A 25,585-nucleotide genomic window follows, 5' to 3' on the forward strand; every position below is an offset into this window, starting at 1 on the left:
GATGGCAGTTATATTACCAGTGAAAGATAAGCACCCGAAATGGGCAGAAAATTGTTTTATTGCGCCAAATGCGACGATTGTTGGCGATGTAACCATGGGCAGTAACTGTTCTGTCTGGTTTAATGCGGTGATCCGAGGCGACGTAAATACCATTACTATTGGGAATGATAGTAATATTCAGGATGGGGCAGTGATCCATGCTACCTATTTAAAGGCGGCAACTGTAATTGGAAACAGAGTTTCTATAGGGCACAATGCGATTGTTCATGGCTGTATTTTAAAAGACCATATCCTGATCGGTATGGCTGCCATTGTAATGGACAATGCGGTAGTTGAAGATTACTGTATTATTGCCGCAGGAGCCGTCGTTTTGGAAAATACGCATTGTGAATCAGGCTATATCTACGCAGGCACACCAGCTAAAAAAATAAAGCCCATTACTGAAGAGCAACGGGCTTTACTAAATAAATTGCCGGACAACTACATCATGTATGCCGACTGGTTTAAATAAACGATCGATCTGTCCTAACAGATCGATCGTTTATTATTCTTTTGGAATCGTAATGGTTTCATTTCTTTCCCAAAGGGCTCTGATCGAGAGTTCTTTGGGTTCGTTCCATATCTTTTCCGGCTGTGTGCCTTTGGTCACATTTCCAGTATCCCATTTCTTGTTTTTATTGCTATCGTAGGTAATTCGAGTATAGTATTTACCCGCTTTATAGTTGTTAAAAGTGACGGTGGTATCCTTCGTAATCACCATACTATTGACTGCGTGTTTGTTCGCGTCGATCACCTCTACGATATAACTTTTGTCCTTTTCCGGAACAATCAGTTTTAGGACTAAGGTACCGTAATCATCTTTGCTCCCTAATTTGAAATCTTTCTTGAACTCTTTATTTTTTGTGTTAAAGATCGCTGTAAATGCGCCTGTCTCAAACTTGAGTTCATAAGATTTTTTAACGCGCCAAGGATACTTAATGTAATAAGATAGAAAGTCGGTGCTGTCTTTTTCCAGCGTAAAGTTGGTCCGCTTTACCGAATCTTCCAATAATTCTATTTTATTTACATCTGAGCTTAAAATTGGAAAATTGAAGGTCAGTTTGAAATGTCTGTTCGGATTTAAGGTTCGATCCTCCAGGTTATCTGTTGCGGTCAGAACTCTGGTGTAAGTTTCTTTTTTCCCGCGGTTCAGTATAACGGTCTGCAATAATTTTCCGTTTTCATTGACGTTGACTTTAGCAGAATCAAAACTTAATTCGGTTAGCCAGATTTTTAAGGAGTCATTGTTTTTATTAAACTTAGTATATTTTGTTGCATTAAGTGCAGGAGGATCTGTCACTACGACTTCCGGTTTCAACAACTTCTGATTGAAAGCAAAACTGATACTTCCATCCGCATTGATCCGTTTATCCAATACCCGGAATACGGTGGCGTCTTCTTTGAAGACTTGAATATTTACAGAATCCAGGTTCTTTTTTAAGACGATTGGTTCTTTAATAAAACCAATTTCGTCTGTACTCTGCTGGTAGATTTTATCTCCGCCTTTTTCCTTTAGGGCGTAAATTTTATAAGTGCCTTCTCTTAAATTGTTGAGACTGTAATGACCAGAGCTATCTGTTAGTGAATAAATTGCTGGCCTTCCTTTTCCAAAAATTGTGTCTCTTTCCAAGGGCAGGATAAATGCGACCGCCTCAATTTCCGGTTCGCCAGTGATGGAATTGGTGACCTTGCCTTTGATGCTCAATGAATCGAGCTTCGGACCTGTTGAAAATACATAGGAGAAATTCTTTAGGACGTTGTTTTCGTTGATATCCGCAATCAGCTTCCCGAAGTTCAATGTATAGGTTGTGTTTTTTTCCAGGGTGTCTGGGAACGAGATTTCTAAAAACTTTTTTCTCACCTTGAGTAGGGGAGGGACTTTTAGCTCCGGCGAAATCGAGAATTCTTTTCCTTCGTTCTGAAGTTTGAAATATTCATCGAATTCCAAGAGGATTTTCTTGGCCTTGAAATTTGTCGTTAAATTTTCAGGCTCCATACTCAGCACCTTTGGAGGCTCCGTATCCCGGGGCCCGCCCTGAGGCTGCTGGATGCTCGCACAGCCATATATTATAGAAATTAATAATAGGAGCGATGCAAAAAGCCTGAAGTTCGGTACAATGCTATTTTTGGCCATTTATATGCGTTGTGTTAAGTTTATTACTCTTTTTAATATATAACATTAAAAAATTTTAAAAGTCGCTTAAAACTCATTTAAATGAGTCAGTTAAAAGGGCTTTGAAAACTCAATTAACTAACTCTTTATCAGTTGTTTATGGATTATTTGCTCATATGAACCATCAAGACGGAGATGTCTGAAGGAGAAACTCCTGAAATTCTGGATGCCTGACCCAATGTGCGGGGTTTGATCTTCAATAATTTCTCTCTGGCTTCCTTAGAAAGAGATCCCAGCTGAGCATAATCAAAGTCAGGATTGATGTCTTTATCTTCCATCTTTTGCATTTTGTTTACAATCTCCTGTTCTTTCTCAAAATAACTTTCATACTTAATTTTGATTTCCGCCTGCTCTACCGTCTCTTTGTCGAATGAACTTAGGTACTCCTTAAATGGGGAACTCATTTCACGAACGTCTTCGATACCCACTTGCGGTCTGCCCAGCAAACTAATAATTTTAACATTTTGGTTCAGCGTGCTGGTCCCTAATTCTTCGAGTTTCACATTGGCCTCTTCCATGTCAATACTTTGCTTTTTGGCAAAGGCAACAATGGCGTCAGAATTGGCGACCTTTTGTTTTACAATCTCTAAACGCTCATCGCTGATCAAGCCCAGCTGATGACCGATAGGAGATAGACGGATGTCTGCATTGTCTTGGCGAAGCAGCAGTCTGTGCTCAGCTCTGGAAGTAAACATACGGTATGGCTCTTCGGTTCCCTTAGTCACCAAGTCGTCGATCAATACACCAATATATGATTCAGAACGCTTCATGATCAGCTCATGTAAATCATTCACTTTTTGATGCGCATTGATACCCGCAATAAAGCCCTGACTCGCGGCTTCTTCATAACCCGTAGTTCCATTGATCTGACCAGCGAAATATAAATTGCTGATCATTTTTGTCTCTAGCGTTAAAGACAATTGAGTAGGCGGGAAGAAGTCATATTCTATCGCATATCCAGGACGGAACATTTTAGCATTTTCAAATCCTGGGATTTTAGTCAGTGCTCTATATTGTACATCTTCTGGTAAAGAAGTAGAGAAGCCATTGACATAGATTTCGCAGGTATGTAATCCTTCTGGCTCTACGAAAATCTGGTGTCTTTCTCTTTCTGCAAAACGATTAATCTTATCTTCAATAGAAGGACAATATCTCGGGCCCAATCCTTTAATACGACCAGTGAACATTGGAGATTTTTCAAATCCTTCTTTCAGTGTTTCGTGCACTTCAGAATTGGTATAGGTAATCCAGCAGCAACGTTGTTCTGTTGGGCGTTCTACATTGGTATAAGAAAAGCGACCAGGATTTTCATCACCCCATTGCTCTTCCATTACGGAATAATTTAACGATCGGCCATCCACTCGGGGTGGAGTACCGGTCTTCATTCTTCCGGCTTCAAAACCCAGTTCTACCAATTGCTCAGTTAAACCAGTTGCCGCTCTTTCTGCTGTTCGTCCTCCACCAAATTTCTTCTCGCCAATATGGATTAATCCATTTAGGAAAGTACCATTTGTTAAAACAACTGATTTGCTTTTGATCTCAATTCCTAAAGAAGTTTTAACACCGATGACTGTATTGTTTTTAATGAGTAGACTGCTCACCATGTCTTGCCAGAAATCTACATTAGGTGTACGTTCTAATGCTAATCTCCATTCTTCAGCAAATCTCTTTCTGTCGTTTTGAGCTCTAGGACTCCACATTGCCGGACCTTTCGAAAGGTTCAGCATTCTGAATTGAAGAGTAGTCTTATCACTGATGATTCCAGAGTATCCACCCATGGCATCAATCTCTCTTACGATCTGTCCTTTTGCTACACCACCCATGGCTGGATTACAGCTCATCTGTGCAATAGTTTCCATATTCATGGTGATCAGCAAAACTGAAGATCCAAGATTGGCAGCAGCGGCGGCGGCTTCACAACCTGCGTGTCCGGCACCTACTACTATAACATCATATTCTTTAAACATTACCTGTGTTTTTATATCGCTTAAAAATTGTTTCACGTGGAACGCATAAATATGCCCGCTGTTAAGCGCTGATGTTTCACGTGAAACAATAAGTTAAAATTAATCATTTAATAGTGGAGAGGAGCTAATTCCTCTCTCTTTTATTCTTTCTTTTTTTTGTGTTTACCGATTTAAGGAGTAGCCATTCTATTCCTAATAAAGGAGGTTTTGCAGTTTGAATGATTTCAAAATGCTTGACTTTCAAACTACAGCAGCGCCTATCTTAATTGGAACTCAATTTAAAGCATCGCTTCAAATGATGCTTGCTTTTATATTTTGCTAACTATCTGAAATTGCTTGTGCCAAGGATGCTTTTTATAGATGATCTTCCGCTTTCAGCAGCTTCCTCTGGTATTGTTTAGGGAATAGCTGATGCATCAAATTACCCTCAGCTTGCTGTATTCTCCCTTGGCTTGCTGTCATTCAAAGGGGAAGTAAGTCCCGGTACTTACCCAATTTTTCCAATCATCAGCAATAACATAGGCTGCTTATTAAAGTGTATTTGTTTTAACTCCTGGAATCTTTTCCTCCTTTTTCAAAACTCATGATTCCTTGTTTCTATGGTGGAAATAAGAGACAAATCCAAGAGGGATTTGATCTTTTAACGGTGGCCAATTGATCATAAACATCGATGAGCTCAATATTAAATCAATCCAATTAGCTCATGATCACAAGCAATTTTTATAAGCCAGCCCAACTATATTCAGGAGTTTTTTCCTGCAAAAACCAAATGAACCCTGCAAAACGATCTATGACTGAAACCGAAAAAAAAGCAATTTCGCTTTCAATGCATTTAAATTATTAAAAATGAGAAAGAACAATTTGTTGTTTTTTGAAAGCAGCAGGAGGGAAGGTTTCTAACCAATCGTCCTGAAGAATTTCTTTTATATCATTTAAAAGGGCTGGAAATCGATCATGAATAAATCCTGCAGAGAGGAGAAAATGTTCAATTATCCCCAGCTGAATACTCATGATTCAGGCGGGGATAATGGTTAGGATTTATTGTTCTGATAATGTTAACCAGCGTTCAGTAACTGTTTCCAATTCCTGATTTAAGCCCTCAATCGTTTTAGAAATTTCTTGTATTTTGGTATAGTCGGCACTGTCGATCGTCAGGAGAGAATTGCTCAATTCCTGAATTTTTCCTTCCAGTTCAGCGATCTTCGCTTCCGAATCTTCCAGTTCTTTCTGCTCTTTAAAGGACCGCTTTTTAACCGGACTTGCTGCTGCTTGCGGAGCAGGCTGTTCCTTCGTTTTTGCTGGTGCCTTTTCTTTTGGTGTCTCTAAACTGATTCTATATTCAGAGTAGTTACCATTGTAAATTCCTACTTCTCCATTGCCTTCCATGATGAACAATTGCTCACTCATCTTATCCAGTAAATACCTATCGTGAGATACCAGGATCAATACACCTGGGAAGTTCTCTAAGAACTCTTCTAATACGTTCAGCGTATCAATATCCAAGTCGTTAGTTGGCTCATCCAGGATCAGGAAATTAGGATTCTGCATCAACACCTTCATCAGGTGTAATCTTTTCTTTTCACCACCGCTTAGCTTTTCAACCATCCCATGCTGTTTCTTAGGAGGGAAGAGGAACAAGGTCAATAATTGTGAGGCAGAGATCGTCTGGCCATCGGCCATTTTGATATATTCTGCATCAGATTTTACGATATCAATTACTCTTTCTTTCTCATTGAAGGCTAAACCACCTTGCTTATAATAACCATAAACAGTAGTTTCACCAGTACTTACTTTTCCTTTTTCAGGCGTTAGATATCCAGTAATGATGTTCAGTAAAGTAGATTTTCCCGTACCATTTTTACCTGCAAGACCAATGCGGTCTGCACGTTTAAAAGTATAGCTGAAATCATTAATGATGGGTTTGCCATTGAAAGACTGACCAATATGGTCCAGTTCCAGGATTTTATTCCCTTGACGAGCCATTTTTACATTAAGCGTAACGCTTTGATTGTCAGATCTTTGTTTGGTTTTGCTTTCCAGGTCATAAAAAGCATCAATACGTGATTGAGACTTGGTAGTACGTGCAGCAGGCATTCTTCTCATCCATTCCAGTTCCTTTTTCAAGAGGTTCTTATTTTTCTGAAAAGTACTCTCATCTGCCATTTCACGCTCAGATTTCTTCTCCAGGAAGTAAGCGTAATTGCCGTTATAATTGTAAATCTTTCCTCTGTCTAACTCTACAATCGTGTTACAAACATTGTCCAAAAAGTACCTGTCGTGTGTAACTAACAATATAGTTTTATTGCCGGAAGTCAATAGTTTTTCTAACCATTCGATCGTATCAATGTCCAGGTGATTGGTAGGCTCATCCAATACATAGATCTCAGGGTCCTCTATCAATAGCTTTGCAAGCGCCAAACGCTTTTTCTGGCCTCCAGATAGGGTAGAGATCTGCTGTTGCAGATGAGTGATTCCCATACGGCTTAAAATTGTTTTAATTTCATGCTCGTATTCCCAGGCATTGTGCTCGCTCAATTCTTCGTATAGGCGGTTCAATGTTTTTTCATCCGGGTTTGGATCTTCAATCAGTTCCTCATATTCTTTGATCAGTTGCTGCTGTTTGTTTTCCGTAGAGAAGATGAAATCGCTAATCGAGTGACCATCTGGAAAAGAAGGCTCCTGATCCAGAAATCCTATTTTAACAGATTTATTCTTCACGATTTTACCTTCCAGAGGATTAAACCTTTCGGCAAGTAATTTCAGTAAGGTGCTTTTTCCAGCACCGTTTATACCAACCAACGCGACGCGCTGTCCAGGTTGAATCCCCAGGGTCAAATTTTTAAATAGCCATTCATCATGGTAAGCATGGCCTAAGTTTTCGGCTGCAATTAGTGTACTCAAAGTCTGTGTTTAACGATATTTTATGTATGAAATTACTGCAAAAGTAAGCAATAATTCTTAGGTATAGAGTTGAGCCTATTGAACATGAATCGATTTTCCCCATTAAAAATCAGCCAATTGGGTAAAAAATATTCAGATAGGGCAGCTGGATTGTGAAAAGTATTTTCCGTATCGGGGAGCAGTAAATCATTTAAAAATGACAGAATTGAACAAGTCAGACCCTGAAAAGCAGCAGGCTTAACGATAAGTGTACCAGCCAGTCACCGGCACACTACTTTAGAAAAAGGCTTGGTTTTAGCGCTAAAAATGGAAGATCAGTAACACTATTTAATCGTATGCGTTAAAGAAACAGTCTTTTCAACGGACTTGATGCCAAACTTTGTTCCGGTAAGGATAATGACAGCAGTGGCGCCAATCAGTAATTTTTTTATGGTGGTTTTCATGGTTTCCTGGTTTTAGGTTTGCGAAAAATCTTTCATTAATAAGACGCAGGCCCAGGAAAAACGTTTCAAAAAATTGACGTTCATTAGACCATCTGTGCTTTAATTTCGACGAACAGACGGATATAACCTATCAACGCGAACTACTTTAAACGGCAGATTCCATCGATTTAAACAAAGCCAAAGATTCATCTTCTTTCTGCGTCATCAATGTTTTTGCTGCTTTACCCTTGTCTTTATAACCCAAAAGATGCAAGGTGCCGTGAGCCATCACTCGGTACAATTCATCCGCTACAGTGTGCTTAAATGTTTTTGCATTTTCCTGAATGCGCTCCAGACTGATAAATATATCTCCTACAATCATTTTAAGCTCATCTGAGTTGTCAAAAGTGATGACATCAGTATAAGTGTCATGATTTAGGTATTCCTGGTTTATACGCAGTAAATACTCGTCTGAGCATAAAATGAAGTTCAGTTCTTGTAATGAATAACCTTCTTTTTCAATGATAGCCTTGATCCAGGCCTTAAGCATGGTTTTCTTTTTAAGGGTATAACTAAGGTCTTCGGTGAAAAAATGAACTGCTGGTTTTGCCATCTGGATATAGAATTATTGGGCCAAATTTAGCAATTTAAAATATTCCGCAATTTTATTTTTATAATAGTAGTTCATACTGGGCGGCAACTTTTGGATCCATTCGGTCTCATTTTTTTGATTTTTCCGGAACTTTTCCAGCATTTGCTGATAGGAAGGAGGGAATTCTTTCCCAGCTCTACTTTCTCTTTTTGAATTCTGCTCCTGCTCCCTTTGCGCATCATTTGCCTGCAAAAGTTTAGTCAGGAGTTCTTTCTGGCGGTTCAGCGTTTCCTGTTCCAGGCGCTTATTCACCAAATCAGTTTCTGTCGACTTCATATCCTTGATCATCTGATTCAAGTTGCCCAAACCAGATTTACCGTCTTTATTCTCTTCCCGGTTGATCTTTTCCAAAGCTTCCCGGATCATCTGCTGCTGCTGTGCCATCTTCGCAAACTCTTCAGACATCTGCCCCTTTGGAACAGTGCCCTTATTGCCCGATTTTTGCAGCTGATCCTTTGCTTTCTGCATACTGTTGTTGAGCTGATCCTGCATTTGCTGCAGCTGTTTCATACTTTGTTTCTGTTTTCCTTTACCACTGCCACTGGAGTTTTTCTTCATCTTCTGCAGTTGTTCCAGCGCCTCATTGAGCATTAATGAAAGGTTATTGATGGAAGTCATCGTATACTGCTGGTTCTTATTTGCCGCTGCAGTATTTCTTTCGCCCAGGTTATCCAGACTCTTATCCATGTTGAAGTTGATCTTTTGTAGCTCCTCATTTACCGTGCTTTCAATCTGGGGCACCCGTTTACTTAACGAAAACAAGCTATCGGCAATGGTCTTCATGTTGTCCTTGATCAGTCTTTGCTGCTGGACATTGGCTGTATAAAGTGGATCATTATTACTGAGTTTTCTGAGGTTAAGCATTACTTTTTCCTGATCAAAAGAGGTTTTAAGTAAGTTTTCCAGTAATTGACGCAGCTCCTGAACATTGAGGTTATTTTCCATTTCTGCAGATTCCTGCTGCATATCGTCCATCTTTTTAGCCAGCTGCTCCAGCTGATCGGCTGCCTTCTGCTGGTTTTCAGCTGCTTGCTTACGGTCGTTTTTTTCCAGGTTTTCTTTACTTTCTTTTTGCTGCTGCTGAATGTCTTTGGCCTCCTTCTCAGGGTTCTGGAAAGGATTTGGACGTTCTAGCTGCTCATTTTTTTCCTGAAGACTTTTCAATTCTTTTCGGATGTCTTCAAAAGCAGCACGCTGTTCTTCCTGCTGCTGTTTCAATTCTGAGGCTGTTTTTTTCTGTTCTTTACTTTGCTGAGAAAGTGCCTTCTGTTCCTTGGCAACTGCTTTTATCCGGTCAATATTATTTTGCAGACCTTGTTCAAATTCCAATTGCTTGTAAAGCTCAAGAATGCGATCCAGCTCATTCTTTAAAGATTTATGATCCAGCTGCATCTTGGAAAGCTCCTGCTGCGTCTGGTCCTTGTTATTTTGATCCATCATGCTTTGCAGCTGCTCCAATAGGGCCTTTGTCTTATCGTCCAGCACATTATTAAACAACTCGTCGATTTTCTTTTGTTTTTCGAGCAGTTCATCTTTTGCCGCTGCATTTTCTTCCTTATCAAAATTATTCTTCTCATTCAGCTCTTTGAGCGATTTTACCGACTCTTCCAGCTGTTTTTGCTTGTCCAGCAATTGCTGAATCTGCTTCTTATCATCAAAATTTAAAGCTTTTTTATCCAATAAGCCGGCACCAAGTTTTTTACTCTCTTTTTCTACGGCAGCAGCGAGCTTAATGGCTTGTTCCATTTTCTGTTTTACCGCCAGGCTGCCCTGGTTGATTTTTTCAGCAACTTGTTGTGCAGAAGGAAGCTCGTAGGTTTTTAGCGCAGATTTGGTTGTTTTTGGGCCGTTCACACCATCATTATCGGATACTTCAAAGTAATATTCTAATTGCTGACCAGGTTTAATTCCTGCTTTATTCAGGTCCCAGAAGAAGAAGAACGCATTTTCTAATTGTGTCTTTTTAATCGGAATGGATTGGCTGATCTTATTTTTAGCCTGGCCATTTTCTGAAATTACATAGCTGAATTTCAGCGAGCTGAAACCATGATCATCTGAAACATTTCCAGAGAAATACAGGGCTTTACTACTCAAGGAATCCGGGGATTCTGTAACGGTAATGTTTGGATATTCATCTGCAATGACCGCAACCTGGTGGATCAAAGAATCTTTACTGCCCGCAAAAAAGCTGTTTTTTGGGCTTAGCCTGTATTCTCCACTCTTGCGTAAAGTGCTTTTGAATGTAAAATTATTGTCTTTGGAAAGGATCAGCTGCTCCTTGTTGTCCCATATAAAAGCCATCTGGTCGCTGTTTGCGGTTTTTAATTTCCAGGTTACAGTACTGCCATCAGGGACTAGCAGATCACCGGCATTGGCAATAGTTTCGTCTTTTTTACCCAGATATGGCGGGTAATGAAGATCGGCGGTCATGGCTAAAATCGCTGGACGTGGTTTCACCTCAATTACATAAGGAAGAGAACTAAAACCGCCTGCATTAAAGCGGATCTCTTTGTTCTTCTGCAGATTTTTGAAGGTATATTGAAAAGTAGCTTTGTCCTTTTTTTCCAGCTTATAGGTATTCAGACCGTCAGAAATATACACCTCCTGCGGCAGTTCATTCCCCTTAAGTTTAAGTTTCAAAGTCAGGTCGTCTCCCTGAGCACAGATTAGGGTCTTATTGGTCAATTGAAAGGTAAAAGGCGCCTTCGGTAAGATTTCTCTGTTGTATTGAACAAAACTGCTGGTGCCTTCTCTTAAAATGGAAGGTGCGATTACGGCAATCAGCAAAATGATACTCAATGGAAAAAGGGAATATGGGAGGTATTTTTTATTGTCATTTAAGCGAATGGCCGTACCAAAAGGAATTGGTTTTAGGGCATTGATCTTTTGATCAATACCTGCCATAATGAGCATATTGTGTTCCGGGTGCTGATCTGCAAGGGCCTTTAACTGGAGCGTATTTAACAGCTTGTCTTTGACATTGAAAAAGTGATCGCCAATCAGCGTTGCCGCTTCTTCGATACTTAAGGTTTTACTCAGCTTAAAGTAGGCAAGGGCAGGTTTGATGACCCAAATAGCAATAGCAAACACAGAAAGCGCGATAGAGCCGAAAAACAAAAGTGTTTTCATGGGAATTCCCGGCTGTGCGTAATAAACCAATACGAACAGCAATAAATACAGCGCTAAAAGAAAAGTAGCGGCATAAATGCTGCCCCGCAATAGTTTGTTCAGGTAAAACTTTTGCGTAAATTCATTGACTTTTGAAATTAAAAGCTCGTAATTGCTGTTCATGAATTAGCTATAATGACGCTTAAATATAGGGAATGAATCTTGGTTGTGATAAATAAAGACATCATAACATTAAATTAACGCTGGGATCTCGTCTTTTGTACTATTTATAAACCAATAATAAGATGATCAATTCAATTTATGCCATTGCGATGGCTACGTTATTTACTACAACCGGAATAAAAACTTCTGAGATGGAAAAAACAATAGCTCCTGTGCTGCAAAAAACGGAAACTTGGAATAAAAATCAGGTGATTGCGCATCGTGGTGCCTGGAAGAAGAAAAGCCTGCCTGAAAATTCCATTGCTTCCTTAAATGAAGCTATAAAATTAGGCTGTTACGGCTCTGAATTTGATGTACAAATGACTTCCGACAGTATTTTGGTGGTCAACCATGATGACGATTTTCTGGGAATGACGATTGCCAGCCATACTTATAAGGAATTGCTGGAAAAGAAACTGAGCAATGGCGAAAGCATCCCAACACTGGACGCTTATTTAAAGGCAGGAAAGAAACAAAAAGGAACCAAATTGATCCTGGAGTTAAAGCCTTCAAAAGTCAGTGCAGAAAGGGACTTGCAGATGACCAGAAAGGCGATAGCCATGGTAAAGAAGCTAAACGCAGGTGCTTGGGTAGACTATATCAGTTTTAGTTATCCGATCTGTCTGGAAATACTGTCGTTACAGCCAGGTGCAAAGGTAGCGTACCTCAACGGAGATGCGTCGTTGAAGCAGCTAAAGGAAGCCGGTTTTTATGGAGCAGATTATCATTTCTCCGTTTATAAAAATAACGACTGGTTTACAGATTCTAAAACACTTGGACTGACTTTAAACGCCTGGACCGTGAACACTGAAGCAGAGATGAACCGTCTCCTGGATCAGCATATCGAATTCATTACCACCAATGAACCAGAACTGCTGTTTGGTCTCCTTAAATCCAGGAAATAATCCAAATTATTCAGTAAAGAAAATACGTTTAAAACAAAAAAAGCATCGCGATTGCTCGCGATGCTGTACAATTATGTTTTTAATAATCTAGATTACTTTAACATTAATCGCATTCAACCCTTTTTTACCGCTTTCAACATCGTATTCAACTTTGTCGTTTTCACGAATTTCATCGATAAGGCCTGTTGAATGTACAAAAATTTCGCTATCTCCGTTAGCTGGAATGATGAATCCGAAACCTTTAGTTACATTAAAAAATTTTACTGTTCCTTCTTGCATTGTATTATTTATTAATAAATTAAGTGTGCAAGATACGTAATATTTTCTATAATACACACAGGCGAAACTTTTCTCAAAACGTCGAATTCATGCGTTTATTTAGCTGCCTTTTTTCCGGCAATAATCACGGTTATTTCGCTGGAATGAGGGATTCCAAGGGTACTGCCTGGAGTGATTTTTAATAGGTTTTGGAGGTATACATTGATAATGGCCTCCAATGTTTTTTTCCTTGGCTCATAATTCGCTGGATCCGAAATACGGAAGGTTCCGAGATGCATTTTTCCCTTCGCATCCACTACTGCCGTAAACTCATACCCGAAGTCTTCATAAGCCTTTGAGATGTCTATGCGATATCTCGGAAACAGGTAGTCATAAGCCTCGGTTTTACCATTAAGCCGGTCTACGACGTTTAACTTTTCTACCTTGATCATGTCGCTCAATGGTTGAAATACGACCGGCTGACGGCCAGCGAAAGCCAGCTTAAGCTCTGAAGGATGTTGGTTAGACGCGTCGCTTAATTTTTGAATATATAAAGTGTCTGCTTTTGTTGGCTTTTGCAGCTGTTCGGGCGTAGTTTTAAGCACTTTTTGAATGTAGTCCTCCGAATAATAGGTGATGTTTACGTCTGATCGGATGTCTTTTGCAATTTCCTTTCTCACGACCTGCAAACGCTGCATCAAAAGGCTGTCTTTGCTGATTTTCTTAATTCTAAACCACTCTTTTGCGAAATTATAGACGTCTCCATGGTCATATTGCAGAAAAAAGGTCTGCATTCTCTTCTTCTGAGGACTATAAGCCATGATGGAGTCGTTTGACTTGAATTGAATGATCCAGCTTGGCTCTTGCTGGAAACCCATCTCATTAAAAGACAAGCCGGTACTGAAACGTCGCTTTACTTCATGGTATTTAATGCCTTTTATCGTATCAAAAGACAGTTCTCTTGCGCGATTTCTTCTTTCTTGATTGGTTTCAGCGTTACAGCTCAGCAAAACACTAATGACAGCTAATAAGATATAAATGAGCTTTTTGGACATGCAAAGAAAATAATGGTCATGGATTAATTCTAATGGCAAAGTTATAAGAATCAAGAGATTTTATATTCTTTGTTTCAGTTTTATCACCTTAATGTTGAGCTGCCCCTTCCTTAAGATCGTAACGATAACGGTTTTGTCATTTCCTTCCCGGAAAACCTTGTTGAGCTCTGTTAATGAATAACCGCTGGCGGGTAGGAAATTTAGAAAGATGATCTCATCATCGGCTTCCAGGCCACCTATTTCCGCTGGAGAGCCTGGTTCAAGTCTGCCAATATAATAGCGCTTTAGCTGGGTCTCGTCTGAATATATCTCCATTCCGGCCATGTCGTGCTGAAATGGACGGTTAAAATTCCCATTTTTACGCAAATACATGGCACTGTCGGCATAATCAAAAGTGACATCAAAACGGCTCAATATATCGGCACCCAGATTTCCATTCCGATCATGACGTAATACCTTACCGGCAACCTCCTCATATTTTGGATAGGAAGTTAGGACCCCATTCAATTGAAAAGAGCCGATTCTAAAGATCGGTATCCTGCCGATGCTCCCGCTAATGGGGCCGCCTAAACCCATTCCCAGGTTGGCCAGGATGGACACTGGGGGTAAAGGGAAAGGCTTTTTATCTAATAATTCCAGAGAAATCGCATGGCTGGCGCCATTGTCGACCAGCATTTTTAACGTTAGAGACCCCAATTCCGGCGATTCAACGGCTATTTTTGCATAAGGTTTGTCGTTGATCATTTCCAAAGCAATTCGTTCTCCCTTGATCTTTTTACCATAAGAAGGCAGATAGAAAACGACTCTCTTATTCGAGTATTTAAGCTCTACAATGAAACTTTTGAAAAAGTGATAACCTAATAATCCATGAATTGGCATACCTACATAACTGGACAAGCGAAACAGATCTTCTTTTAGTATTGCCGTTGGGATGTGTTCCAGCGTTGCTTTTCCAATTCTTGCTTCCAACGAAGTGGTCACATAGGCTTCAATTTCGCCGCCTTTACCCAGGCCAGCGATTTTGATGGTCCTTAGGTCTTTGATGTTTAAACTGTCGGTTAAACTGGGATCGGAGATGATCATTGGTCCAACTCCAGTATCTAAGATGAAGTTAAATGGCCCTTTATCATTGATGTAAACAGGAATAATCACCAGATTTTTAATCAGGATCATATGGATGGCATCTTTCTTCCGGTCATTTGAAAACTCGAAATTTTGGGCATAGCCGTACTTTATAGTCATAGCGAAGGTCAGGAAGAGCAGCAGGATTTTAAGCCCTGTTAATTTCATCGCGCATTCTAGCCGTTTCATTGATCTAATTTAATAAATTAGTTCCTAGGAAAATTATATTTAAGCATAAAAACAAAACTTATTCAACAGGTAACCTAGGTATTTTATCAGGTTCGCTTATCTTTAAACGAGCACCGGATTGGCCTCGTTTAGGGCTAAGTTTAAAGGAAATTTTAATACGAATACGATCAACATGAAACGTTTGTTAATATTACTACTGATTTTAACGGCCAGTTACAGTTTACAGGCCCAAACTACAAAAATATGGATTGTCAGACATGGAGAAAAAAGCCTCGAAGACCCTGCAGATAAAGACCCTGCCTTAAGCAAAGCAGGAGAACAGCGGGCAGTAGCTCTGGCTAAATACCTGAAAGGAAAAAAAATGGCGGCCTTGTTCAGCACCGACTATAAAAGAACTAGAGCGACATTGGCCCCTTTGGCAGCAGCACAGCAATTGCCTTTACAGCGGTATAAATCTACCGCTTATCAGGCATTGGCAGATACGATTCTACATACCTATAAAGGAAAAAATATCGTCATTTGTGGACATTCTAACCGACTTTTGGGGATCATCGCCGCATTTAAAGCGACGAGTACACTGAAAGAGATCACAGAAGATGAATACAGTCATATTTTTCTGATAGAGATCAAGGAGGATCGGGTAAAGCTAAAGGAGGGCCATTATGGAAAGCTATAACTTTTCAAAAGGAATGTCCAGCAGGTCATAGTTTTTATAGCCCTGAAAATCAAAATGCCACCACTCGTTTGACAGTACCCGGAAACCATGTGCTTGCATCACCTGTATAAGTAGGTTGCGGTTTTTTAATACTGCAGGGGGCAGCTGATGATAATTTGCCGCAGCCAATGGTGAAAAACTGTCATAAGGAGTAGGCATTTGCAGTTCTTTTCCGGTTTTCAAAGAGATTAAAGTCAGGTCAAGGGCACAGCCTCTATTGTGTCTGGACCCTGTTTTTGGATGGGCAACAAAGTTTTTGTTGCTCGCTTTCTGGTAGAGCATTTTTGTGGCAGTATAAGGTCGGTAGGCATCATAAATTTTCAAGGCATATCCTTTTTTGGCTAAAACCGCCTGTACCTTTTTCAATTGCATGACCACCGGTCTTCTGGCAAAAGCCCTGGCTTGTTTGTAAACGGCGAGCTTCATAAAATTATTTGTCGTTGCGTATCGAATGTCCAAGGCAAGACCTGGAATTTCTTTTTTCAATTCCAGCAGCTCTTGATTGGGATCCTGGACATAAGCCTGTTTGTACGCAGTAAAACTACGTACCACCTTTAACGGTTTTAAAATGGCTTTTTTTTCTGCGGCTGGTTCCTGGAAAAACAAGGAGCTCAGCAAGAGCAGACAAATGGATTGGATCATTTTCTATTGATTAGAGACCACCAGGAGTTCAATATCCTTAAAGGGAAGGTTAAACATATTGGACAGGTCTTTATTCGTCAGGTGACCCTGATATATATATAGGGCTTCCCGAATTCCAGGTTTGCTCCAGATCACGCCGGTCAGGCCACCAAGGTCGCCGATGTCTAATAGGATCGGCGCAAAAATATTGGTCAGTGCATAAGAGGCTGTTCTTGGTACTCGCGAAGCAATGTTTGGAACACAATAGTGAATGACCTCATGTTTTCTAAATACTGGGTTGCTGTGGTTGGTCACTTCGGAAGTTTCGAAGCAGCCGCCCTGATCAATGCTCACATCGATGACCACTGAGTTCGGTTTCATCCGCATCACCATTTCTTCCATCACAATGCAAGGGCTTCGGCCATGATTGGCGCGAATTGCTCCGATCACCACGTCACAGGTGGTAATTGCCTTACCTAAAACGATCGGTTGCATCACCGAAGTGAAGACCCTGCTTCCTAAGTTATTTTGGAGCCTTCTAAGGCGGTATAGGGAACTATCGAATACTTTTACTTCCGCACCTAGAGATAGTGCCGTACGCGCGGCGTATTCTCCGACCGTTCCGGCCCCTAAAATGACCACTTCGGTTGGAGGAACTCCGGTAAAGCCGCCAAGCATCAATCCTTTGCCTCCGGTAGCGGAGCTCAGGTATTCTGCCGCAATGAAAATTGAGGTGGCCCCAACAATTTCACTCATCGCCCGTACCACACTTAAAATTCCACCTTCATCACGCAGGTTTTCAAAACAGAGGGCATTGATCTTTTTATTCAATAAAGCTTTCAGATAATTTTCTTTCAGGCCACCCATTTGCAATGCAGAGAGGAGTGTTTGCCCTTTGTGCATCATCCCAATCTCTTCCAGGGTTGGTGGTGCAATCTTAACCAGTATATCGGCCTCGAAGACGCTTTTCTTATGAAATGAAATGGTGGCACCCTGCTCGCTGTAATCATTGTCGGAGAAATTAGCGCCAATTCCAGCACCACTTTCAATAATTACCCGGTGACCGTTATTGATCAGCAAAGCAACAGACAATGGGGTTAATGCGATTCTGTTCTCCTGAAATGAAATTTCTTTGGGTATGCCAATATAAAGACTATTGGTTTTTTTGTTGATTTCCGACATGGTCTCTTTGGGCTGTATCAGTCCTTTTTGAGCAATAGAGGCCATTCCTTCCCGTAATCCTGTAGCCATTTTATTTATAGATATTTGTCCTCAAAATAAGCAAAATACCTGAAAATAAGTGTATTTACAATTTAAATTTTGGAAATTGACAGTAATCTTTCCGTTTCTCCCGGTGCGGTGATTTCGATTTTAACGTAATGTTCAGGGAGTAGTTCCTCCACTTTTTCCGGCCATTCGATCAGGCAGATATGCTCCGAATAAAAGTATTCCTCGTAACCAATATCATAAGCCTCCTGAAGGTTTTTGAGTCTGTAAAAATCGAAATGATAAATGATAACGTCTTTTCCTTCATATTCATTAACAATAGAAAAAGTAGGACTGGACACGACGTCAGTGACCCCCAATGCTTTCGTCAGTGCTTTGATGAAAGTCGTTTTTCCGGCACCCATATCTCCTTCAAAGATGAAAAAACGCTCATTTTGAGCAAATTCTAATACTTTCTGTGCTGCCTCGTCCAGGCCGGCTAAATTTTTAACCTCAATATTCATTTTAATGTTTTTTATCGATCAGGTCTACTTCCTTCGCAGCGAAATCCCTTACATCCAAAACTAAGAATTTTTAGAAGCTTAGGGAAATTATAAGGTAAATCTAGGTGTCGATAACCAGTGGCGCTGAAGTTCGTATAGTAGTCGGGAAGAGACCTGATGTTCTTTAGCTGTAGGAGGGGGTTCGGTTAGGGTTTGGATAGCAGAGACTAAGCAACCCTACGCGAACCCTACGCGAACCCCCTCCGAACCCTATTATAAGGCAGGTCTCTTCCCGAACACTTCCCGACTACTTCCCCGTTTTTATTTTGAACTGTAAGTTGCTACGGGAATGATCATTTCTTCCAGAGAGATTCCACCATGCTGGAAGGTCTCGTTATAGTAATTTACAAACTGATTATAGTTGTTCTGATAGACAAAATAGCGGTCTTCTTTCGCAAAAATATAGTTAGAGCTGATGTTGATCTTAGGCAGCTGTGCTTCATGCGGATTCTTAATTAAAAATACCTCCTTGGCATTGTAATTCAAATTCCTGCCTTGTTTGTAGCGCAGGTTGGTATTGGTATTTCTATCTCCAATCACTTTGCTGGCATGTTTTACACGAATCGTTCCGTGATCGGTAGTGATCACCAGTTTCACTTTTTTCTGGGCAATCTTTTTCAGGAGTTCCATCAAAGGAGAGTGCTCAAACCAGGAAAGAGTAAGCGAACGGTAAGCGGCATCATCATTGGCCAGCTCACGAATCATCTGCATGTCGGTACGGGCATGAGAAAGCATGTCCACAAAGTTGTATACGATGGCATTAAAGTCATTTTGAAGCAGGTTATTCACTTGCTCATTCAAAGCCTTCCCGTCGTCATAGGTCAGAATTTTATGATAGCTGTGTTTGTAATCTTTACGCAGCGTTCTTTTGATATTTTCCGTTAAGAAAGTGCTTTCATGTAAGTTTTTTCCACCCTCATCGTCGTCATTCTGCCATAATTTAGGGAAGCGTTTCTCCATTTCTAAAGGCATCAGTCCAGAAAATATCGAGTTTCTCGCATATTGTGTGGCCGTTGGCAGAATACTGGAATACGTATCTTCTTCTTCCAGGCGGAAATGCTCCGTAATTAATGGATTGATGATTTTCCACTGGTCATAACGTAAATTGTCAATCAGGATGAAAAACACAGGCACATTGCTATCAGTTATGAGTGGAAAAGCTTTTCTTTTCAAGAGCTCATTTGATAATAAAGGCGCTTTTTCTTTGCCGTTTACCCAACCCAGATAATGGTCTTCGATGAATTTCGAAAACTGTGCATTGGCTTCTGATTTTTGCATGGTCAGGATCTCATGCATCTGTGGATCATCGAGCTTTTCAAGCTCCAATTCCCAGAAAACCAGTTTTTTATAGACATCTACCCATTCTTCATAACTCAGCCTGTCGTTCAGGGTCATTCCTAGTCGGCGGAAATCCTGCTGGTAGGCCATTGATGTCTTTTCGCTGACCAAACGCTTATTGTCAATGATCTTTTTAATGGTCAATAATACTTGTTTTGGGTTCACTGGCTTAATTAGATAGTCGTCGATTTTAGAACCAATCGCGTCTTCCATTAAGTTTTCTTCTTCACTTTTGGTGATCAATACCACCGGCACATCATTTCTGATGTTCTTGATGGCAGTAAGGGTTTCCAATCCGGTTAATCCCGGCATATTTTCATCCAAAAATACCAGATCAAAATGCTCTTTACCAAAGGCTTCTAGTGCATCGTTGCCGTTGGTGAAAGTAGTCACATGGTATCCTTTTTCGTTTAATAATAGTATATGTGGTTTTAATAAGTTGATCTCATCGTCGGCCCATAAAATTTTGGTTTCCTGCATTGCTGTACTTATATAAAATAAAATTAAATCCTTCAAAAAAGTATTTCTCTTTCTTAGTATGGATAAAAATAGCAATTTTTGTACCGTATAATTTTATTTGTAAGGATTGAACAAAAAGAAAATCATAAATGACCCGGTCTATGGCTTCATAAATATCCCCTCTGAAATCGTGTTTGACTTGATCTCACACCCATACTTTCAGCGGTTGCGGTATATCAAGCAATTGGGGATGACCCATTTGGTCTACCCGGGAGCCCTGCACACCAGGTTTCATCATGCGCTGGGCGCAATGCATTTAATGAGCCTCGCTTTAGAAATCCTGAAAAGTAAAGGTCAGGCCATCAGTAGAGAAGAGGAAGAAGCGGCCACAATTGCCATTCTTTTGCATGACATCGGACATGGGCCTTTTTCTCATGCGCTGGAACATACCCTGGTGAACGGAATTCACCATGAATCCATTTCTATGCTGATCATGGAAAAGTTGAATGTAGAGTTTGGAGGCCGACTCACTATGGCTATCAATATCTTCAAAGGTGATTATCCCAAAAAATTCCTGCCGCAGCTGGTTTCCGGTCAATTGGACCTGGACCGCATGGATTACCTCAACCGCGACAGTTTTTTTACTGGTGTAAGCGAAGGAGTGATCAGTTTCGACCGCATCATCAAGATGTTCAACGTATTGGATGGTGAATTGGTGATCGAAGAGAAAGGAATTTACTCCATTGAAAACTTCCTGATTGCCCGCAGACTGATGTATTGGCAGGTATACCTTCATAAAACAGTAGTCGCCGGTGAATATTTGCTGGTTAGAATACTGGAACGTGCCAAGGAGCTTTCCGGCAGAGGCGAAATGCTTTTTGCTACGCCATCATTGCAGCATTTCCTGAAAAATGATGTCAATAAAGAAGAATTCTTTCAGAATGAAGTTCACCTGCAGGCCTTTTCTAAGCTGGACGACCAGGATATTTTTACCTCAGTCAAGGTTTGGAGAGATCATCATGATCCGATTTTATCGCAGTTATGTACGATGTTTATCAGCCGCAACCTCTATAAAGTAGAGATCAGTTCGGAAGCACCAGATCCCGAGCGCGTTCAAAAACTGAAAGAAAAAATCGCCGAAAGCCTAAAGCTCAGCACTCAGGAAGTGGGTTATTTCGTTTTTACAGATCAGATAGAAAACCGCGCCTACAACGCAGGAAGTGGGAATATCAATATTTTGATGAAAAATAATACCATTATTGACATTGCAAAAGCATCAGATTTATCTAATTTAGAATCTTTAGATAAAACCGTAACCAAACATATACTATGCTATCCCAGAATGATTTAGCATTTTTTAACAAAATAATTAATTTTTAATCCCGTTTTTAGATTGTGCAGAGATAACCTAAATAGGTTTATTTGTTCATATCAATTTAACACTTAACTTTGTACGATGCAATTTACTGCCAAGCAGATAAGCGAATTTATAGATGGCACCATTGAAGGCGATGAAAATGCTAAGGTAACAGAACTTTCTAAGATAGAAAATGGTACTGCTGGGTCTTTATGTTTTTTGTCTAATCCTAAATATGAAAATTATTTATACTCCACGAAGGCTTCAGTTGTCATCGTAGGGAATGATTTTTTTCCGTCTCAGCCTATAGAAAGTACCTTAATTAAAGTGGCTGATCCTTACAGTGCGTTTTCAGTTTTACTGGAGAAATACAATGAAGTGATCAACCAGATGAATGCGCAATCAGGTATTGAGCAGCCGTGTTTCATCCACCCTTCTGCAAAAATTGGCAAGAATGTATTCATTGCAGCTTTCAGTTATATCAGTGAAAATGTGGTGATTGGTGATGATACTAAGATCCAGGCGCAGGTATTTGTAGGTGCAGATACCCGAATTGGAAACAATTGTCAGATTTTTCCTGGCGTAAAAATATACAACCGTTCTGTACTCGGGGATCACATCGTTATCCACGCAAATACCGTAATTGGCAGTGATGGTTTCGGCTTCGCGCCGCAACCGGATGGTACGTATTCGAAGATTGCACAAATTGGAAATGTGGTGATTGAGGACGATGTTGAGATTGGTGCGAATACGACGATAGATCGGGCAACAATGGGCTCTACTTTCATTAGAAAAGGAGTGAAACTTGATAATTTGATCCAAATCGCACACAATGTAGATGTAGGCGCACATACTGTAGTGGCTGCACAAACCGGAATTTCCGGCAGTACAAAAATCGGTGAGAATTCGGTTATTGGCGGACAAGTTGGTATTGCCGGTCACCTGAGCCTTGCAAAAGGGACTCAGATTGGCGCTCAGGCAGGAATCAACTTCAATATCACCACCGAATTTAAACAATGGCATGGTAGCCCTGCACAGCCTTTAAGAGACTGGATGAGGGCTTCAGTGATCTTTAAACAACTGCCAAGCGTTGAAAAGCGTATCGGGGCATTAGAAAATACTATTTCAGAACTCAAAGCATTAATTGAACAAAACAGCACAATAGCAAAATAATGAATGTGAAGCAAAAAACCATAAAAGGCGAAGTTTCTGTATCGGGCGTAGGCTTGCATACCGGAGCAAATGTGACGCTTACTTTTTGTCCGGCACCAGAAAATCACGGATTTAAATTTCAAAGAACCGATTTACCGGGTAGTCCGATTGTGGATGCTGATTGTGACAATGTTACGGACACTGCAAGAGGAACTACAATTTCTCAAAACGGTGCCAGTATCAGTACAGTAGAGCATGTAATGGCTTCGTTGGTGGGAATGGACCTGGATAACGTATTGATTAAGTTAGACGGCCCGGAAACACCAATCATGGATGGCAGCGCGATTATGTTCCTGGAGGCACTGGAAAGTGTAGGTGCCCAATTACAAAGCGTAGATCGTGAGTATTTCACGATTCCGCATAACATTACCTATACAGAGCCAGATAGAAAAGTTGAAATTGTGGCGATGCCATTAGATGATTACAGGTTCACTTGTATGATCGACTATAACTCTCCGGTTTTGGGCAGTCAGCATGCCGGAATTTCCAGCATTGCAGAATTTAAGAAAGAAATTGCTTCCTGCAGAACCTTCTGTTTCCTTCACGAATTGGAATACCAGCTTCAAAACAACCTGATTAAAGGTGGAGATTTGAACAATGCCATCGTGATCGTTGATAAAGAAGTGACTAAAGAAGAGTTAGACCACCTGGCGAAAATCTTCAACAGAAGCGCGATAGAAGTGGCTCCTCAAGGCATTTTAAATAATATGGAATTGCGGTACCAAAATGAGCCAGCAAGACATAAATTGTTAGATATGATCGGTGACCTTGCCTTGGTAGGGGTTCACTTAAAAGGTCATATTATGGCTGCTCGTCCTGGACATGCGGCTAATGTGGCTTTTGCTAAGAAAATCAAGGCAGCCATTAAAAAAGAGAAAAATAAAAAAGTACAGCATATCTATGATCCATCTGTAAAACCACTATATGATGTGGTTCAGATTATGGATATTCTGCCCCACAGACAGCCATTCCTGTTTATCGATAAGATTTTGGAATTGTCTAAAACACATGTAGTTGGTGTTAAGAATGTAACGATGAACGAAGAGTTCTTTAAAGGACACTTCCCAGGAGCACCGGTATTTCCGGGCGTAATCCAGATCGAAGCAATGGCGCAGACCGGTGGTATTTTAGTATTAAGTACTGTTGAAGACCCAAGAAATTACCTGACTTTGTTTTTGAAAATTGACAATGTACGTTTTAGAGCTCAGGTATTACCTGGCGATACGATCGTGTTCAGGTGTGACTTAATGGAGCCCATCAGAAGAGGCATCGCTCAGATGAAAGGTGTCGGCATGGTAGGTGGTAAAGTTGTGGTGGAAGCAGAGATGATGGCCCAAATTGTTAAAGTAAAAGAAAGCGAAACCGTATCATGATACAACCCTTAGCGTATATACATCCGCAGGCAAAAATTGCCGATAATGTAGTAATTGAGCCTTTTGCAGTGATACACAAGGATGTAGAAATTGGGGAAGGTACCTGGATCGGGTCAAATGTGGTCATCATGGATGGCGCTAGAATTGGTAAAAATTGTCGGGTGTTTCCAGGATCAGTGATCTCTGGAGTGCCTCAGGATCTGAAATTTGCAGGAGAAGTAACGACTGCAGAAATTGGCGATAATACCACGATCAGAGAGTGCGTAACCATCAATAGAGGTACAAAAGATAAATGGAAAACGGTGATCGGCAGCAACTGCTTGATTCAGGCGTATTCTCACATTGCCCACGATTGTGAGGTAGGTAATCACTGTATTTTCTCTAACAGCACCACACTTGCAGGTCACATCACCATCGGTGATTATGTCGTTCTTGCGGGTTTGGTAGCCATCCACCAGTTTGTAAAAGTTGGTTCTCATGCTTTTGTAACCGGTGGTTCATTGGTGAGAAAAGATGTTCCTCCTTATGTGAAAGCAGCTCGTGAGCCACTTTCTTATGCAGGAATCAACTCTGTTGGTTTGAGAAGAAGAGGTTTTTCTTCGGAACAAATCAATGAAATTCAGGAAATTTACCGCGTATTATTTGTGAAACATAACAATGTAAGTAAAGCATTGGACATGATTGAAGCAGAATTCGCACCTACAGAAATCAGAGACGAGATCTTAGAATTCATCAGAAACTCGAATAGAGGGGTGATGAAGGGCTTTGGTTCTGGTAGCTAATACTTATTGATGAAAATCAGTTTAGATAAGGCCGGAAGAAGGTTCAACCAGGAGTGGATTTTTCGTAACCTCAGTTATGAATTCAAAGCCCCTGGTACTTATGCGATCCTCGGGCCAAATGGTTCGGGAAAGTCGACCTTATTGAGCATGATTCTCGGTAATTTATCTCCTTCTGAAGGCTTAATCAGCTATCAGAAGGAGAAAATTGTTCCCGTCGAAAATATCTATCAGTACCTCAGCTTCGCCGCACCATACCTCGATTTAATCGAGGAGTTTACGCTCGAAGAAACGATAGATTTCCATTTCAAATTTAAAGGGCTATACAAGAACATGACCAAAGAAGGGGTGTTGGAGCTGCTGGGACTGGCGAAGTCGCAGGATAAGGCTTTAAAATACTTCTCTTCGGGAATGAAACAGCGTACCAAACTCGCTTTAGCCTTTTGTACCAGCACACCGATTTTGCTTTTAGATGAACCGACCTCTAACCTGGATCAACAGGGGGTAGACTGGTATCTGCGCTTAGTCGCCGATTTTACCGACGAAAGATTAGTCATAGTAGGGTCAAATCAGGAGGTCGAGTATTCATTTTGTGCGCATTACCTCCAGGTAACTGACTATAAATAATGTCATGTTTTCATTTTTTTTCGCCCTTGAAACGCGTTTAAACGAAGAAAAACGGGTAAATAAATATTTTTTTAAAATACTATTGTGAGATTCAAAAATAGTATTTACCTTTGCAGAACGAAATAAGGGCCGGAGGTTCAGTAATATTTCGGATAAAATGACAAAATACGAACCTGTGAAAACAGGGGAAATATATAAAGATAATAAAATAAGAATTTTCATAGTTTAGTTTTAGGTTTAGGTTGATTGTGGCTTCGGAGTGGTTCCCGAAGCCATCTTTTTTTACCAGGTTTTTTCTCCATCCGGGGCACCACACCCTTCA

Annotated in this window: 20 protein-coding genes; 8 read left to right on the forward strand and 12 right to left on the reverse strand. The window is 40.5% G+C overall.

Annotated features, from left to right (window positions below; genetic code table 11):
• The first annotated feature begins 1 nt into the window (after position 1).
• The gene (locus tag H9X96_RS15205) at positions 2–511 is read left to right on the forward strand and encodes a gamma carbonic anhydrase family protein (RefSeq protein WP_187667117.1); all 510 of its coding nucleotides are present in this window, start codon (positions 2–4) and stop codon (positions 509–511) included.
• Positions 512–544: 33 nt separating this feature from the next.
• Here H9X96_RS15205 and H9X96_RS15210 read toward each other — a convergent pair whose 3' ends face one another.
• The 5 genes from H9X96_RS15210 to H9X96_RS15230 form a co-directional block, all read right to left on the reverse strand.
• Positions 545–2,173, reverse strand: a complete 1,629-nt coding sequence (locus H9X96_RS15210; RefSeq protein WP_187667118.1) for an Ig-like domain-containing protein — start codon at positions 2,171–2,173, stop codon at positions 545–547.
• 143 nt (positions 2,174–2,316) lie between these two features.
• Entirely contained in the window at positions 2,317–4,179 is a 1,863-nt protein-coding gene (mnmG, locus tag H9X96_RS15215; protein WP_187667119.1) for a tRNA uridine-5-carboxymethylaminomethyl(34) synthesis enzyme MnmG, read from the reverse strand.
• Positions 4,180–5,217: 1,038 nt separating this feature from the next.
• Positions 5,218–7,080, reverse strand: coding sequence for an ABC-F family ATP-binding cassette domain-containing protein (locus H9X96_RS15220; RefSeq protein ID WP_187667120.1), 1,863 nt, complete (start codon positions 7,078–7,080; stop codon positions 5,218–5,220).
• A gap of 588 nt (positions 7,081–7,668) precedes the next feature.
• The gene (gene ybeY / locus H9X96_RS15225) at positions 7,669–8,115 is read right to left on the reverse strand and encodes an rRNA maturation RNase YbeY (RefSeq protein WP_187667121.1); all 447 of its coding nucleotides are present in this window, start codon (positions 8,113–8,115) and stop codon (positions 7,669–7,671) included.
• 12 nt (positions 8,116–8,127) lie between these two features.
• On the reverse strand, positions 8,128–11,445 hold the full coding sequence (locus H9X96_RS15230; RefSeq protein ID WP_187667122.1) for a DUF4175 family protein: 3,318 nt from the start codon (positions 11,443–11,445) through the stop codon (positions 8,128–8,130).
• A 122-nt stretch (positions 11,446–11,567) separates the two neighbouring features.
• Here H9X96_RS15230 and H9X96_RS15235 point away from each other — a divergent pair, with 122 nt between their 5' ends.
• Positions 11,568–12,389, forward strand: coding sequence for a glycerophosphodiester phosphodiesterase family protein (locus H9X96_RS15235; protein ID WP_255431134.1), 822 nt, complete (start codon positions 11,568–11,570; stop codon positions 12,387–12,389).
• An 87-nt stretch (positions 12,390–12,476) separates the two neighbouring features.
• On the opposite strand, the gene H9X96_RS15240 is transcribed toward H9X96_RS15235, so the two are convergent.
• The 3 genes from H9X96_RS15240 to H9X96_RS15250 all read right to left on the reverse strand — a co-directional run bounded on the left by H9X96_RS15240 (position 12,477) and on the right by H9X96_RS15250 (position 15,013).
• Positions 12,477–12,668, reverse strand: coding sequence for a cold-shock protein (locus H9X96_RS15240; protein WP_008241764.1), 192 nt, complete (start codon positions 12,666–12,668; stop codon positions 12,477–12,479).
• A gap of 95 nt (positions 12,669–12,763) precedes the next feature.
• On the reverse strand, positions 12,764–13,702 hold the full coding sequence (locus H9X96_RS15245; RefSeq protein WP_187667123.1) for a hypothetical protein: 939 nt from the start codon (positions 13,700–13,702) through the stop codon (positions 12,764–12,766).
• 60 nt (positions 13,703–13,762) lie between these two features.
• Positions 13,763–15,013, reverse strand: coding sequence for an aspartyl protease family protein (locus H9X96_RS15250; protein WP_187667124.1), 1,251 nt, complete (start codon positions 15,011–15,013; stop codon positions 13,763–13,765).
• A gap of 172 nt (positions 15,014–15,185) precedes the next feature.
• On the opposite strand from H9X96_RS15250, the gene H9X96_RS15255 reads away from it, so the two are divergent.
• Entirely contained in the window at positions 15,186–15,689 is a 504-nt protein-coding gene (locus H9X96_RS15255; RefSeq protein ID WP_187667125.1) for a histidine phosphatase family protein, read from the forward strand.
• Here H9X96_RS15255 and H9X96_RS15260 read toward each other — a convergent pair.
• The 4 genes from H9X96_RS15260 to H9X96_RS15275 all read right to left on the reverse strand — a co-directional run bounded on the left by H9X96_RS15260 (position 15,684) and on the right by H9X96_RS15275 (position 19,936).
• Positions 15,684–16,370 (reverse strand): M15 family metallopeptidase, encoded by a 687-nt coding sequence (locus H9X96_RS15260; protein WP_187667126.1) that lies wholly within the window; start codon positions 16,368–16,370, stop codon positions 15,684–15,686. The two genes, H9X96_RS15255 and H9X96_RS15260, sit on opposite strands and share 6 nt — an antisense overlap.
• 3 nt (positions 16,371–16,373) lie before the next feature.
• Positions 16,374–17,600, reverse strand: a complete 1,227-nt coding sequence (locus H9X96_RS15265; protein WP_187667127.1) for an alanine dehydrogenase — start codon at positions 17,598–17,600, stop codon at positions 16,374–16,376.
• 62 nt (positions 17,601–17,662) lie between these two features.
• A complete protein-coding gene (gene tsaE / locus H9X96_RS15270) occupies positions 17,663–18,079 on the reverse strand; it encodes a tRNA (adenosine(37)-N6)-threonylcarbamoyltransferase complex ATPase subunit type 1 TsaE (RefSeq protein ID WP_187667128.1) in 417 nt (138 codons plus the stop codon).
• A gap of 300 nt (positions 18,080–18,379) precedes the next feature.
• Positions 18,380–19,936 carry a bifunctional response regulator/alkaline phosphatase family protein gene (locus tag H9X96_RS15275; RefSeq protein WP_062546370.1) on the reverse strand — a complete coding sequence of 519 codons (1,557 nt, stop codon included), beginning with the start codon at positions 19,934–19,936 and terminating at the stop codon, positions 18,380–18,382.
• A 106-nt stretch (positions 19,937–20,042) separates the two neighbouring features.
• Between H9X96_RS15275 and H9X96_RS15280 the strand changes: the two genes are divergently transcribed.
• The 5 genes from H9X96_RS15280 to H9X96_RS15300 all read left to right on the forward strand — a co-directional run bounded on the left by H9X96_RS15280 (position 20,043) and on the right by H9X96_RS15300 (position 25,263).
• Positions 20,043–21,266: an HD domain-containing protein gene (locus tag H9X96_RS15280; protein ID WP_187667129.1), complete on the forward strand. Its 1,224-nt coding sequence runs from the start codon at positions 20,043–20,045 to the stop codon at positions 21,264–21,266.
• A 105-nt stretch (positions 21,267–21,371) separates the two neighbouring features.
• Positions 21,372–22,445: a UDP-3-O-(3-hydroxymyristoyl)glucosamine N-acyltransferase gene (lpxD, locus tag H9X96_RS15285; protein ID WP_187667130.1), complete on the forward strand. Its 1,074-nt coding sequence runs from the start codon at positions 21,372–21,374 to the stop codon at positions 22,443–22,445.
• Positions 22,445–23,857, forward strand: coding sequence for a bifunctional UDP-3-O-[3-hydroxymyristoyl] N-acetylglucosamine deacetylase/3-hydroxyacyl-ACP dehydratase (locus tag H9X96_RS15290; RefSeq protein ID WP_187667131.1), 1,413 nt, complete (start codon positions 22,445–22,447; stop codon positions 23,855–23,857). Before lpxD ends, H9X96_RS15290 begins: the two co-directional genes overlap by 1 nt.
• Positions 23,854–24,639 (forward strand): acyl-ACP--UDP-N-acetylglucosamine O-acyltransferase, encoded by a 786-nt coding sequence (gene lpxA, locus H9X96_RS15295; RefSeq protein ID WP_187667132.1) that lies wholly within the window; start codon positions 23,854–23,856, stop codon positions 24,637–24,639. The genes H9X96_RS15290 and lpxA overlap by 4 nt, the downstream gene beginning before the upstream one ends.
• Positions 24,640–24,648: 9 nt before the next feature.
• The gene (locus tag H9X96_RS15300; RefSeq protein WP_187667133.1) at positions 24,649–25,263 is read left to right on the forward strand and encodes an ABC transporter ATP-binding protein; all 615 of its coding nucleotides are present in this window, start codon (positions 24,649–24,651) and stop codon (positions 25,261–25,263) included.
• Positions 25,264–25,585 lie beyond the last annotated feature (322 nt).

Origin of the sequence: Pedobacter sp. N36a (genome assembly GCF_014472395.1) — a bacterium.
GTDB lineage: Bacteria > Bacteroidota > Bacteroidia > Sphingobacteriales > Sphingobacteriaceae > Pedobacter.